This is a genomic window from Pseudotabrizicola sp., assembly GCF_030684215.1.
Taxonomy (GTDB): domain Bacteria; phylum Pseudomonadota; class Alphaproteobacteria; order Rhodobacterales; family Rhodobacteraceae; genus Pseudotabrizicola.
This window is the reverse complement of sequence record NZ_JAUXOV010000038.1, coordinates 252,771-265,799: the sequence shown is the minus strand read 5'-3', so window position 1 is coordinate 265,799 and position 13,029 is coordinate 252,771. Positions and strand designations below refer to the sequence as shown.

12 protein-coding genes are annotated in these 13,029 nt (G+C 60.5%); 5 read left to right on the top strand and 7 right to left on the bottom strand.

Annotated features, from left to right (window positions below; genetic code table 11):
* Window positions 1-20: 20 nt before the first annotated feature.
* Window positions 21-269 (top strand): CTP synthetase, encoded by a 249-nt coding sequence (locus Q8K08_RS07595; RefSeq protein ID WP_322573381.1) that lies wholly within the window; start codon window positions 21-23, stop codon window positions 267-269.
* Window positions 270-277: 8 nt separating this feature from the next.
* Here Q8K08_RS07595 and Q8K08_RS07590 read toward each other — a convergent pair whose 3' ends face one another.
* Window positions 278-1,051 carry an alpha/beta fold hydrolase gene (locus tag Q8K08_RS07590; RefSeq protein WP_304797817.1) on the bottom strand — a complete coding sequence of 258 codons (774 nt, stop codon included), beginning with the start codon at window positions 1,049-1,051 and terminating at the stop codon, window positions 278-280.
* Window positions 1,052-1,141: 90 nt separating this feature from the next.
* Here Q8K08_RS07590 and Q8K08_RS07585 point away from each other — a divergent pair, with 90 nt between their 5' ends.
* A complete protein-coding gene (locus tag Q8K08_RS07585) occupies window positions 1,142-1,513 on the top strand; it encodes a hypothetical protein (protein WP_304797819.1) in 372 nt (123 codons plus the stop codon).
* Here the strand turns inward: Q8K08_RS07585 and Q8K08_RS07580 are convergent.
* A complete protein-coding gene (locus Q8K08_RS07580) occupies window positions 1,457-2,224 on the bottom strand; it encodes a DUF817 family protein (protein ID WP_305249666.1) in 768 nt (255 codons plus the stop codon). The genes Q8K08_RS07585 and Q8K08_RS07580 overlap by 57 nt on opposite strands.
* A 77-nt stretch (window positions 2,225-2,301) precedes the next feature.
* Window positions 2,302-3,597, bottom strand: a complete 1,296-nt coding sequence (gene glyA, locus Q8K08_RS07575) for a serine hydroxymethyltransferase (protein ID WP_304797823.1) — start codon at window positions 3,595-3,597, stop codon at window positions 2,302-2,304.
* 298 nt (window positions 3,598-3,895) lie between these two features.
* Here glyA and Q8K08_RS07570 point away from each other — a divergent pair, with 298 nt between their 5' ends.
* Entirely contained in the window at window positions 3,896-4,342 is a 447-nt protein-coding gene (locus tag Q8K08_RS07570; protein ID WP_304797825.1) for a potassium channel family protein, read from the top strand.
* A 203-nt stretch (window positions 4,343-4,545) separates the two neighbouring features.
* Window positions 4,546-5,310 (top strand): NAD kinase, encoded by a 765-nt coding sequence (locus Q8K08_RS07565; protein ID WP_304797827.1) that lies wholly within the window; start codon window positions 4,546-4,548, stop codon window positions 5,308-5,310.
* A 10-nt stretch (window positions 5,311-5,320) separates the two neighbouring features.
* On the opposite strand, the gene Q8K08_RS07560 is transcribed toward Q8K08_RS07565, so the two are convergent.
* The 4 genes from Q8K08_RS07560 to Q8K08_RS07545 form a co-directional block, all read right to left on the bottom strand.
* Window positions 5,321-6,712 (bottom strand): sigma-54 dependent transcriptional regulator, encoded by a 1,392-nt coding sequence (locus tag Q8K08_RS07560; RefSeq protein ID WP_305249665.1) that lies wholly within the window; start codon window positions 6,710-6,712, stop codon window positions 5,321-5,323.
* On the bottom strand, window positions 6,709-7,233 hold the full coding sequence (locus Q8K08_RS07555; RefSeq protein ID WP_304797831.1) for a hypothetical protein: 525 nt from the start codon (window positions 7,231-7,233) through the stop codon (window positions 6,709-6,711). Before Q8K08_RS07555 ends, Q8K08_RS07560 begins: the two co-directional genes overlap by 4 nt.
* A gap of 52 nt (window positions 7,234-7,285) precedes the next feature.
* On the bottom strand, window positions 7,286-9,178 hold the full coding sequence (locus Q8K08_RS07550; RefSeq protein WP_305249664.1) for a propionyl-CoA synthetase: 1,893 nt from the start codon (window positions 9,176-9,178) through the stop codon (window positions 7,286-7,288).
* 268 nt (window positions 9,179-9,446) lie between these two features.
* Window positions 9,447-11,726 (bottom strand): NADP-dependent malic enzyme, encoded by a 2,280-nt coding sequence (locus tag Q8K08_RS07545; RefSeq protein WP_305249663.1) that lies wholly within the window; start codon window positions 11,724-11,726, stop codon window positions 9,447-9,449.
* A gap of 139 nt (window positions 11,727-11,865) precedes the next feature.
* Here Q8K08_RS07545 and Q8K08_RS07540 point away from each other — a divergent pair, with 139 nt between their 5' ends.
* A complete protein-coding gene (locus tag Q8K08_RS07540) occupies window positions 11,866-12,978 on the top strand; it encodes a cupin domain-containing protein (RefSeq protein WP_305249662.1) in 1,113 nt (370 codons plus the stop codon).
* Window positions 12,979-13,029: the final 51 nt, after the last annotated feature.

Here is a 13,029-nt window from a genome sequence, read left to right as displayed (position 1 = left end):
CTGAACAAAAACGCCCCAGCTTGATCTTGGTCAAGCCGGGGCTGCGCGCAAAATGGTATCATCTGACAAATGCCCATAGCACCGAGGCCACGATGACCCGTCTGACAGCACTTCTTTTCTCGATTATCGCGCCATCCCTGATGGGTATTGCGGTCATCGTTGCCCTGACGACAGGGCTTGATACCCTGCAACCGATCATCGTTGCCGCCACAATCGGCTTTTTTGCAGCGTTTCCCGTCAGTTGGATCGTCGCAAAGCAATTGGCCTGATCGCCGCCTCAGGCTGTCAGGAAGACCCTGACCGTTTCCTCGAATTCGCGCGGCTTTTCGGCGTGGAGCCAATGGCCGGTGCCGGGGATCTTGGCAAAACGTGCGGCGGGAAACAGTGCCCTGATGATGTCCCGGTGCTCAGGTTTGACATAGTGACTGTCTGCGCCTGTCAGAAACAGCGCAGGCCCGTCAAAGGTACCTTGCGTTCCCGGCCAGCCGACGATCTTGGTCATCTCGGCCTCAAGAACATCAAGGTTCAGCCGCCAGCGGGGCCCGTCTTGCGCCTTCATATCCAGCGATTGCAGGAAAAACGCACGCAGTGAGGCGTCTTGAATTGTCTCGGACAGCGCTTTGTCCGCCTCGCCCCGCGTGGTCACACCGGTCAGATCAAGGGACCGCATGGCTTGGGCGTGATGTGATTGGTCGTGGCCATAAGCCACAGGTGCGATATCGGCCACCACCAGCCGCCGGATCCGCGCGCCATCGGTCAGCGCAAGCTGCATCGCTGCCTTGCCGCCCATCGAATGCCCCAGCAGATCTGCCCGGCCACCAAGGCTGTCGATCACTTGCGCCAGATCGGCGGCCATCTCGGGGTAGGCATGGACCGGGTCGCGCGGGCTGTCACCATGGTTGCGCATATCCACCGCCACCACATCGCGCACATCTGCGAGCCGCCGCGCAATGACCCCCCAGTTGCGCCCAGAGCCATATAAGCCATGGGCGATGACCAGCGGCAAAGCATCAGAAGGGGTGGCGGCGGGGTGGTGGATTGTGGCAAGCATGCCACCTCTTTAATGCCAGTTGCCGCGTGCCGCCAGAGCAGTTGAGGATTTCGCCTCGCGCCCCTAGAGTCCCGACAAAAGGTGCAGGGCATGAGCGCAGTCACGATCCAGCAAATGGCAGACCGGATTGCCGGGCTGATGGAAGAACGCCTTGGCGTGCGGGGCAAGGGATTGTCCGAAAAGCTGCGGCGTGGCGGGCGACTTTTGCCACGGTCTGTGCGCGCACAGGCCAAGGAACTAGCTGATCTAGCAGAAAAATCCAAAAATCCCAAACTGCTTGTGCAAATTGATCAGGCGCGCGTTGCCACCTGCTATGACACCTGTCTGCGGCATTTGACGTCCCTGCGATATGGCTCTGCCCGGTTGCGCCTGTTGATCAGCGTGGCTGCGACGCTGGCGCTTGGACTATTGGTTCTTGGTGGGGTCATTTTGATGGTTCAGCGGATGAAGGGCGGGATTTGATCCGCTCTTTCCGTCTGCCAAGGCTGCGGGAAACAACGCCGCGCGCGTCACCAGCGTGACAGTGACAAAGGCCACATACAGCAGCAGATACCACGACCCCAGCTTGCCAAGGCTGACCCATTGCCCTGGCATCTGGCTGGCGTAAAGCCAGGTGCCGGTAGCGGTGCCGACATTCTCTGCGACCCAAAGCGCGAGGCTGGATGCCCCCGCCGCCCCCAGCAGCAGCGTTATACAGAACGGCGGATAAGGGGCAAAGCGCATGTCGAAAATACGGATGACGCGGGCCATATAACTGCCGGCAGCGGCATACATGAACCCCGAAAACAGTGGCACACCCATCAGCATGAACAGACCCGGTTTGGGATAGCCCCATGATCCGGCTCTGACCTTGAACCATTCCATCACCATACCGGTCAGGTGAAACAGCAAGATCACCCGCGCCTCATCCCATGTCTCGAGTCGCAGCGCCAGAAAGGCGGCCTGCGTAGCGATGGCAAAGACAAACAGCGCGTCGTAGCGGTGCAGCGGCCAATCCGCCTGCCAGATCAGCCTTGTGCCAATGATCGCCAGCAACAAAAGCCCGCCAAAAAGACAGGCCCAGCCCTGCTTGAGCACGAACATCACAAACTCGGCCAGCGCAAAAGGCAACCTCCCCCGCGCCCAGTCGCCAAGGCTGCGTTCAAGGCTGTGGGTGTTTTCTGTTTCAACCATGCCACGGTTGCAAAAGAGAAGGGACGCGAAGGAATCCCCCGCGCCCAATATCTGTCAATTTTGCAAAGTCACAAGGCTCAGAGTTCCGGGTAAATCGGGAACTGCTTGCACAGCACCTCAACTTCGGCCTTGACGCGGGACTCGACCTCGCCATTGCCATCTTCGCCATTGGCCGCCAGACCGTCCACAACTTCGGTGATCCACCGGCCAATCTGGCGGAACTCCTCCTCGCCAAACCCGCGAGTCGTGCCCGCTGGGGTGCCAAGGCGCACCCCAGAGGTGATCGTCGGCTTTTCGGTGTCAAACGGGATGCCGTTCTTGTTGCAGGTGATATGTGCCCGGCCCAGGGCCTTCTCGGTCGCATTGCCCTTCACGCCCTTGGGCCGCAGGTCCACCAGCATCAGATGGCTGTCGGTGCCGCCGGTCACGATGTCCAAGCCGCCCTGCATCAGCTGGTCTGCCAGCGCCTGTGCGTTCTTGATCACCTGTGCCTGATAGGTCTTGAACTCGGGCCGCAGCGCCTCGCCAAAGGCGACCGCTTTGGCGGCGATCACATGCATCAGCGGCCCACCCTGAATGCCGGGGAAGATGGCCGAATTGAATTTCTTGGCCAAAGCCTCGTCATTGGTCAGGATCATCCCGCCACGCGGCCCGCGCAGGGTCTTGTGGGTGGTGGTGGTCGCCACATGGGCATAAGGGAAGGGCGACGGATACAGCCCCGCCGCAACCAGGCCTGCGAAATGCGCCATATCGACCAGCAGGTAGGCGCCAACCGAATCCGCAATCTCGCGCATTTTCGCAAAGTCGATGATGCGCGGAATGGCGGATCCACCAGCGATGATCATCTTGGGCTTATGCTCGGTCGCCAAAGCCTGCACCTGATCGTAGTCCAGCAGCAGATCTTGCTTGCGCACGCCGTATTGCACCGCGTTGAACCACTTGCCCGACTGGTTTGGCGCCGCGCCATGGGTCAGGTGGCCGCCCGCATCCAAAGACATGCCCAGAATCGTATCGCCCGGCTGCAACAGCGCCTGAAAAACGCCTTGGTTGGCCTGAGAACCGGAATTCGGCTGCACATTGGCAAAGCCGCAGTCAAACAACTGGCACGCCCGTTCGATCGCCAGATTTTCGGCGATATCCACATATTGGCATCCGCCGTAATAGCGCTTGCCCGGATAGCCTTCGGCATACTTGTTCGTCATGACCGAACCCTGCGCCTCCATCACGGCGCGGCTTACGATGTTCTCGCTGGCGATCAACTCGATCTCATGGCGCTGACGGCCCAGCTCTTGCGTGATCGAGCCGAACAGCTCGGGGTCGCGCGAAGCCAAAGTTTCGGTGAAAAAGCCGTTGTCACGGTGCGGGGCGTTCATGGGCGTCTCCTGCCAGATCCGGGGGTCGGGATAGCGCCCATTTAGACCAAGCCCCGCTATCAGGAAAGGGAGGAAAACGACGCATCCCCGGATGGGGGCGAAATTTTGCAGAGAGGAAGGCGACGTTGGGTCAGGGGGAGAGGCGAAAGCCGCGCGCAGCAGGATCTGGCCGCGCCCTCTTTTCACGGCCCTGTGCGGGCGTTCCTGCCGTTTGCCGGATCGGCCCGAAAATTCCCAGGCTGGTGCAAGGCCAAGGATACCTGCATTGTCGCAGGGTATTTCCTGAAAGGTGGTTCGGATGGCGACGGCACTGACTTTAGCACTTATTCCGTGCCTTCTCGCGGCCACGGTTCTGATTCACTACGAGATCCTCCGCTTGACCGGGGCAAACCTGCCGCGCCTGCGGATCAGGCCCCGGCAGCGCATTCTCGTTGTGATTGCCGCCTGTCTGGCCGCACATCTGCTTGAAGTGGTGCTTTACGCTGCTGTGCTGGCGGGGCTGCTCCACTTTCCGGCTTTTGGGTCGATAGAGGGCGCGTTCGCCCGAACGGTGACGGATTTCCTCTATTTCTCGGCGACCAGCTACACCACACTTGGCATCGGCGAAATCTATCCGCTGGGCGCGCTTCGATTGATCGTTGGCCTTGAGTCATTGAACGGATTGCTACTGATCACTTGGTCGGCCTCTTTCTGCTATCTGAACATGCAGGCTGATTTTCACCCTGAACCCTCTGATCCGGGCTGAAAGGCGGCATTGCCAGAAACTGCAGCGGCGACAGATATGGCTCTGCCCGGAACTGATCTACCCTGTGGCGCGTTTGATGAAGGTCGTTGACGCATCCACTGCGCCTTGCCGCCGTCGCCATGCCAAACGCTTTAAGCGTTTAATCAGTAAGGGTTGAGTTCCCCTCCGCACCTCGTCAAGACTATGCTCAAGGGAGAACCGCCGTGCCCACATCGAAAATCGCCTTTCGTGCCAGCCCAACACCCATCGCGCAGGCGGCGCTTGCCGAGTTGACAGCCCGGCATGGTCAAACGCCGCTTGGTCATGCCAGCGTTGTTGTGGCGCTTGGGGGGGATGGGTTCATGCTGCAAACCCTGCACGATACCCAAAGTGCGGGCCTGCCGGTTTATGGCATGAACTGCGGCACAGTTGGCTTTTTGATGAACGGGTTTGAGGTTGACGGTCTGTCTGACCGTCTGGCATTGGCCGAAGAAACCACCATCAACCCTTTGCACATGCGCGCCACCACCGCCGATGGCCGGGTGGTTGAGGCACTGGCCATCAACGAAGTGTCGATCCTGCGCGCCGGGCCGCAGGCCGCCAAGCTTGCGATCTATGTCGATGGCAAGTTGCGGCTGGAAGAGCTGGTTTGCGATGGCGCGCTGCTTTGCACGCCTGCCGGGTCAACCGCCTATAACTATTCCGCGCACGGGCCGATTCTGCCGATTGGGTCCGATGTGCTTGCGCTGACTGCCGTTGCGGCCTTTCGCCCGCGTCGCTGGCGGGGGGCCTTGTTACCGAAAACCGCAGTTGTGCGGCTGGATGTGCTGGACCCTGACAAACGCCCGGTCATGGCCGATGCAGACAGTCGGTCGGTGCGTAATGTGGTGTCGGTGGAAATCCGGTCAGAACCCGAGATTTGCCACCGCATTTTGTTTGATCCCGGCCACGGCCTTGAAGAACGCCTGTTGGTCGAGCAATTCGCCTGAAGGTTTCGGCCTAAGGCTTAACGCCCCAGCCTTCCAGCTTGCGGTAGATGGTTGATGGCGACAATTCCAGCACCCGCGCTGCCCGCGGCACCGACCCCCCGTTGCGGGCGATGGTTTCTTCAATCACCAGCCGCTCGATTTCGGCCATGCTGCGCCCGACAAGGCTGTTCAGCCCATCGCCCCCGGCATGATCCGGTGCCAGTGCTGCGACGGGCCCTTCGCGGTGTAAAGAACCGGGCAACATATCCAGCGTCACCCGCCCGCCTTTGTTCAAGACGACAATGTTGCGAATAACGTTAAGCACCTGCCGCACGTTGCCCGGCCAGCTCAACCGACGGAACAGGTCCAGCACATCAGGTGCAAAGCCATCAAACCGCCGACTTTCTTCCCGTGCAAACCTCTCCAAAGCCATTTCAGCGATTTCGACAACATCATCGCCGCGGTCGCGCAAGGCTGGCATATGAACCGGCACCACGAACAACCGGTAATACAGATCTTCGCGGAACTCGCCGCGTCGTACAGCTTCGACCGGGTCACGGTTGGTGGCGCAAACGATGCGGACATTTACCTTGCTTGGCCGTGTTGCGCCAACAGGTTGCACGGTCGAGGTCTGGAGAAACCGCAGCAATTTGGTCTGCAAAGCCGGCGCCATCTCGCAAATTTCGTCCAGAAACAGCGTCCCGCCATCCGCCGCCGCCGCTGCGCCCGGTTTGTCAGATATCGCCCCGGTGAAGCTGCCCTTCATGTGGCCAAACACTTCGGATTCCAGCAGATCTTGTGGAATCGCCCCACAGTTGAGCGCAATGAACGGCCCGTTCGCACGCGGACTGCCCGCATGCACAGCAAGGGCGCACAGCTCTTTTCCGGTTCCGCTTTCGCCGGTGATAAACACAGTTGCCATTGACGTGGCAACCGACCGTATCGTGTCCTGTACCCGCTGCATGGCGGGAGATGATCCGATGAATGCCTCTGCCACCACTTCGGGCTCGGCCTTTGCCGCGCGCTTCTCGGCCCCTTTCGGCAAGGTGCGGGCCACCCCGCCCGCATTGGCCACCGCCCCCAGAAAGCGGGCCTCGTCAAAGGGCTTGACCAGAAAATCATGCGCCCCGGCACGCATGGCTTCGACGGCGCGGTTGATGCTGGCATTGGCCGTTATCACAATGATCCGCGCCTCTGGTCGCAGCACCAGCATATCGCGCATCAGCGTCAGTCCGTTGCGGTCGGGCAACATCAGGTCGAGCAGAACCGTCACCGCCCCGCTCTCTTGAAACAGCCGCATCCCCTCAGCTGCGGTCGAGGCCACACGCACCGAGTGCCCCGCTGTTTGCAGCACAGAGCGGTACACCATCTGCAAAGACGGCGTGTCTTCGATCAGCAGCAGCGGAGGCGCCACCCCTGTCATTTTTTCCCGCCCGGCGTGATCTGCGTGGCCTCGACAAACGCAATAAGCGTGCCCAACCCGGCCAAAAGGCCCGGACCCATCTCGTTTATCTGTGCGGTGTCACCATGATGCGCAGCCAGGTTCACCCGTTGCGCACCTTGTTCCAGGCCCCGTGCCCCTGCCGATCCGGCCAAAGCCACCAAGACATGTGTTTGCGCCTTGATCGCCTCAAGGTCCGGCAGCGCGAGTCCCCGCGCCAGAGCGATCGACACCGCCCGCAGGTCCGCCGCCATCTGGGCGACCAGCTCGGGGGCGATGTCTGGCCCCGCCATCGCCAGAAGCGAGTCAAACACACTGCGGTCAATCGCAGCACTGCCATTCAGCATCACGGTCTCTAGCGCACTTAGCGCCATCTGCGCCTCGGCCAGTGCCATCCGTGCCGTAGCTGGCAATGTGCTGCCCGCAAGCCGGGTAAGGGCCGCGCGCAACAGTGTCAGCTGCGGTGTCGGATCAAGCAATGGCAGTGCAAACGGGTCAACCATAACGCGAGTCTACCTTATGGCTTGCGGCTGTCCAGCGCCATTCCCGCTCTTTTCAGCTCTTTGCCAGCCCAAGGCTTTGCAGCGCGATCGTGATTTCGTCCAATATGGCCGGATCATCAATGGTTGCGGGCATCTTCCAAGGCTTGCCGTCGGCAATATTCACCATCGTCGCGCGTAGAATCTTGCCCGAGCGTGTTTTTGGCAAACGGTCCACCACAACGGCGCGCTTGAAATCTGCGACCGGGCCGATCTTTTCGCGCATCAGTCGCACGCATTCGGCCACCACATCGGCTGGCGTACGGTCCACCCCTTTGTTGAGGCACAACAGACCCAGCGGCGACTGGCCTTTAAGTGCATCGGCCACCCCGATCACTGCGCATTCAGCCACATCCTTATGCCCGGCCAAAACCTCTTCCATCGCGCCCGTCGAAAGCCGGTGGCCTGCCACGTTGATCACATCATCGGTGCGCGCCATGATATAAAGATAGCCATCAGCATCGACATAGCCCGCATCCCCGGTCTCATAATAGCCGGGGAAATGCGACAGATAGGATTTCTTGAACCTGTCTTCGGCATTCCAAAGGGTTGGCAATGTGCCGGGGGGCAGGGGCAGCTTTATTGCAATCGCGCCCAAAGTGCCCGGTGATACCTCGTGCCCGCCTTCATCCAGCACCCGCACGTCAAAGCCGGGCATAGGCACCGACGGGCTGCCAACCTTTATCGGCATCAGGCCAAGGCCCAGCGGGTTTGCGGCAATGGCAAAGCCGGTTTCGGTCTGCCACCAATGGTCGATCACCGGCACATTCAGATGTCGCCCGGCCCAGTCTACTGTATCGGGGTCGGCGCGTTCGCCGGCCAGAAACAGAGCCTGCATGCTGGAGGTATCGTAATCCTTTATCAGCAGCCCTTCGGGATCATCGCGTTTGATCGCGCGCAACGCGGTTGGGGCAGTGAAAAACGACTTGACCTTGTGCTCTTCGATCACCCGCCAGAACGTGCCCGCATCGGGTGTGCCCACAGGCTTGCCCTCAAAGACAAGCGTGGTGCTGCCGGCGATCAGCGGTGCATAACAGATATAGCTGTGCCCCACGACCCAGCCCACATCCGACGCAGCCCAGAACACATCGCCCACACCGCAATTGTAAATCGCACGCATGGTCCAGTTCAGCGCCACCAGATGGCCGCCCGTCGGGCGCACCACGCCCTTGGGCGCCCCGGTGGTGCCGCTGGTGTACAAGATATAAGCTGGGTGATTGCCTTCAACGGGCACGCAATCGGCAGGCTCTACCCCATATTGAAAGCTGTGCCAGGCCAGATCCCGGCCGTCAATCAGATTGGCAACCTCTTGTTCGCGCTGTAAGATCACGCAGAAATCGGGCTTGTGGGTGGCCATTTCAATCGCGCCATCCAGCAGCGGTTTGTAATGCACCACGCGCGAAGGCTCGATCCCGCAACTGGCCGCGATAATTGCCTTTGGTTTGCAATCGTCGATCCGCACCGACAATTCGGCAGCGGCAAAGCCACCGAAGACAACCGAGTGAATTGCTCCAAGCCGGGCACAGGCCAGCATCGCCTCAAGCGCTTCGGGCACCATCGGCATGTAGATGATAACCCGGTCGCCCTTGGTAATGCCCTTGGCTTTCAACGCCCCAGCCAGACGCGAGACCCGGTCCAGCAACTCGGCATAGGTGATGACATGCTTGGTGCCGGTCACCGGGCTGTCATGGATGATGGCGGGTTGCGCGCCACGTCCGGCCAGAACATGACGGTCCACCGCGTTCCAGCACGTGTTTACCATGCCATCAGTGAACCATTCATATAGAGGCGCTCGGCTGTCGTTCAGGGCGCGGGTCGGCCTTTGCACCCAGTCGATAGCCCCCGCCGCATCCATCCAGAACCCCTCGGGGTCGGCCTGCCATTTTGCATAGATGTCGGAATATCCCATCGCCCGCGCCTCCTCCCAACGCTTGGCGCTTTTGTTACGGCATCGCAGCCCGTTCATGCAACGCTGTTACCGTCTGACATCTACGGGATGCGACAAAATGTTTGCAAAATTGGCACTCTGCAAGGTGCAAACTTTTGCAAAGCGCGGATATCCTGCATGTTTGGTGCTAATTTGGCGAGAGTTTGCAAACTTAGCGCCCCGCGACGCTCCTGTGCCGCGAATCTGTCGGGGCGGGGGCACGACAGCCCCCGCCCCAGCACAGCCAAGGTCAGCCGTAATGCGCGACCGGGGTGCCCGCGATGGCCGAGACGTTTAGAAGGCCCCGCGCAGTGATCGATGGGGTCACGATATGGGCCTTGTTGCCCATACCCATCAGGATCGGCCCGACCTCCAGCCCGCCGGCCTTCATCTTCAGGATGTTCCGAACGCCCGAGGCCGCGTCGGCGCTTGCAAAGACCAGCACATTCGCTGCGCCGTCAAAGCGGCTTCCGGGCAGCAGACGGTCGCGCAGGGCCTGATCCAGCGCGGCATCGACATTCATCTCGCCTTCGTAAGAAAAGTCCGCTTCGCGTGCGTCCAGCATTTCCAGAGCCGCCCGCATCCGCTGTGCGCGTTCATTCTCCATATTGCCGAACTGGCTTTGCGTGCACAGCGCGACCTTGGGCGTAAGGCCAAACCGCCGCACATGCCGGGCAGCCCCAAGCACCGTTTGCATGATCTGCTGCGGGGTTGGTTCTGCATGAACATGGGTATCCGCGATGAACAGCGGGCCATCCTCAAGGATCATCAGGGAAAGTGCGCCCACCGGCTGCAACCCACCGCGCGCAAGCACTTGCCGGACATAGCCCAGGTGCCACAGATATTGCCCAAACGTCCCGCAGATCATGCTGTCAGCCTCGCCACGATGCACCATTACGGCGGCAATCGCGGTGGTATTGGTGCGCATGATCGCCCGCGCAATATCAGGCGACACGCCGCGCCGGGCCATCAACTCGGCATAGGTGCCCCAATAGTCGCGATAGCGCGGGTCGTTTTCCGGGTTCACCAGATGAAAGTCCTTGCCCGGACGAATGGGCAGGCCCGCCCGTTCGCAACGCGCCTCGACCACCTCGGGGCGGCCGATCAGGATCGGCAGGTCGGTGGTTTCTTCCAGCATCGCATTGGCGGCGCGCAAAACCCGCTCATCTTCGCCCTCGGCAAAGACGATGGTGCGCTCAGCCTGACGTGCGGCATCAAACACCGGGCGCATCAGCATCGCGGATTTGAAAACTGATCCGTCAAGATTGGTCTTGTAAGTCTCTAGATCGGCCAGCGGCCGGGTGGCAACGCCGGTCTCCATCGCGGCTTTGGCCACAGCACTGGCAACAACGCCCATCAAACGCGGATCGAACGGCTTGGGGATCAGGTAATCGGCCCCGAATGACAGCTTTTCGCCGCTATAGGCCGCCGCCGCCTCGGCACTGGTGGTCGCGCGGGCGAGGGCCGCGATGCCTTCGATGCAGGCGATCTTCATCTCGTCGTTGATGGTGGTTGCGCCCACATCCAGCGCACCGCGGAAGATGAAGGGGAAACACAGCACGTTGTTGACCTGATTGGGAAAATCAGACCGCCCGGTTGCAATGATCGCACCGGGGGCAACTTCGCGCGCAAGATCCGGCTGGATTTCCGGGCTTGGGTTGGCCAGCGCAAAGATGATCGGGTTGGGGGCCATGTTGGCCACCATCTCTTGCGTCAGAACGCCGGGGCCGGACAGGCCAAGAAACAGGTCCGCGCCGCCGATCACATCGCCAAGCGTCGCAGGGGTGGTGCCTTGGGAAAACGCCTCTTTCTGCGGGGTCATCTGGGCAGTGCGCCCTTTGTAGACCAGACCCTCCAGATCGCAGAGCCAGATGTTTTCGCGCCGGACCCCCAGCTTGACCAGCATCTCAAGGCAGGCGATTCCCGCCGCCCCGCCACCGGTCGAGACAATCTTGATCTGATCAAAGGACTTGCCCGCGATGATCATCGCATTGGTCGCCGCCGCGCCGACAACGATGGCCGTGCCGTGCTGGTCGTCGTGGAACACCGGAATGTTCATCCGCTCACGGCAAAGTTGTTCAACGATAAAACAATCGGGTGCCTTGATGTCTTCAAGGTTGATCGCGCCAAACGTCGGCTCCAGCGCGCAGACGATAGCGGCCAGCTTTTCAGGATCGGATTCGTTCACCTCGATGTCGAAACAGTCGATGTTGGCGAACTTTTTGAACAGGACGGCCTTGCCCTCCATCACGGGTTTGGATGCCAAAGCCCCAATATTTCCAAGGCCCAGAACCGCCGTGCCATTCGAGACAACGGCCACAAGATTCCCACGTGAGGTGTAGCGCGAGGCGGTGGACGGATCGGCCTTAATCTCAAGGCAGGCCTCTGCCACGCCGGGGGAATAGGCGCGGCTCAGGTCGCGGCCATTGGCCAGCGGCTTGGTTGCACGGATTTCCAGTTTTCCCGGCTTGGGAAATTCATGATAATCCAGCGCCGCCTGACGGGCGTTGTCCTGACGCACTTCTTCCATTTCTGCCTCCCGCAAAATTTGGTTTAGCCTTAAACTATTTTTTTTATTCCGCCAACCGGATGATAGCGCCAACAACGCTGCTCCGGCTTGCAAAATTTGCATGCCCGGACCAGCATGGCTGCAAACTCTGAGGAAATCCATGCCAGCGACATCCAAGCCTGAGACATCTGCCGAAATCCGTGCCGAGATCCTGCTGCCGACGCAAGAGCTGCGAAACGATCTGCCGTTTTACACCAAGGTGCTGGGGATGCGGCTGGATATGATCTACCCCGCCGACGACCCCGAGGTTGCGGTGCTGTCGGGCCATGGCCTGCGTCTGCGCATCCAGAAGGGTGCAACCGAAAGCCCAGGCACACTCCGCATCCTGACCGAAGACCCTGATGGCTTTGCGGGCGGTCAGCGCCATTTGACCGCACCAAATGGCACGCGGATTGAGATTGATGCGCTGAACCCGCCGTTGGTTTTGCCGCAAACAGATCATGCCTTTGTCGTGCGCCGTCTGGCTGATCAGGCTCCGTGGATCATTGGTCGCGCCGGAATGCACTACCGCGATCTGGTGCCAAGCCGTCTGGGCGGGGCGATGATTGCCAGCCATATCCGCATTCCCGATGGTGGCCCGGTGCCCGATATGGTGCATTTTCACCGGGTCGGTTTTCAGCTGATTTTCTGCATCAAGGGTTGGGTCGACGTGGTTTACGAGGATCAGGGCGGACCGATCCGGTTGCAGGCGGGGGATTGCTTTATCCAGCCCCCGGAAATCCGCCACCGGGTTTTGGAGGCCAGTGACGGGATCGAGGTGATCGAAATCGGCGTTCCCGCCGAACATGTGACCGAAATTGACCATGAGATGACCCTGCCCACCCCGCATCTGCGCCCCGATCGCGAATGGCAGGGGCAGCAGTTTGTGTTCAACCGGGGCAGCGAGGGGGAGTTTGTGCCATGTCGCCTGCCGGGCTTTGTGGCGCGTGATACCACGATCCACGACAACACGCGCGGGGTTGCCAGCGTAAAGGTGCTGCGGCCAGATGGCAGTTCGGCACCTTGGACGCGGCACAATGGCGATATCCTCTTTACCTTTGTGATGGCGGGAGAACTGACGCTGGAGGGTAAGGGCAAAGACCCCTACCGTCTTTCACCCGGCGATGCCTTTGTCATTCCACCGGGGATGGCGACGCGCTATTCCACCTCGACCCATGATCTGGAACTGCTGGAAGTAAGCTTGCCGGGCAATCCCGCCACCACCTTTCTGTGACCCTTGCGCTTTGGGCGGCATGCGCCCACAATTCCCGACCAATTGGTCAAG

Coding starts and splice junctions, on each gene's coding strand:
- Q8K08_RS07585 (WP_304797819.1), top strand. CDS start 1,142: ATGAGCGCAGTCACGATCCAGCAAATGGCAGACCGGATTGCCGGGCTG.
- glyA (WP_304797823.1), bottom strand. CDS start 3,597: ATGAACGCCCCGCACCGTGACAACGGCTTTTTCACCGAAACTTTGGCT.
- Q8K08_RS07550 (WP_305249664.1), bottom strand. CDS start 9,178: ATGGGATATTCCGACATCTATGCAAAATGGCAGGCCGACCCCGAGGGG.
- Q8K08_RS07545 (WP_305249663.1), bottom strand. CDS start 11,726: ATGGAAGAAGTGCGTCAGGACAACGCCCGTCAGGCGGCGCTGGATTAT.
- Q8K08_RS07555 (WP_304797831.1), bottom strand. CDS start 7,233: ATGGTTGACCCGTTTGCACTGCCATTGCTTGATCCGACACCGCAGCTG.
- Q8K08_RS07570 (WP_304797825.1), top strand. CDS start 3,896: ATGGCGACGGCACTGACTTTAGCACTTATTCCGTGCCTTCTCGCGGCC.
- Q8K08_RS07590 (WP_304797817.1), bottom strand. CDS start 1,051: ATGCTTGCCACAATCCACCACCCCGCCGCCACCCCTTCTGATGCTTTG.
- Q8K08_RS07560 (WP_305249665.1), bottom strand. CDS start 6,712: ATGACAGGGGTGGCGCCTCCGCTGCTGCTGATCGAAGACACGCCGTCT.
- Q8K08_RS07540 (WP_305249662.1), top strand. CDS start 11,866: ATGCCAGCGACATCCAAGCCTGAGACATCTGCCGAAATCCGTGCCGAG.
- Q8K08_RS07580 (WP_305249666.1), bottom strand. CDS start 2,224: ATGGTTGAAACAGAAAACACCCACAGCCTTGAACGCAGCCTTGGCGAC.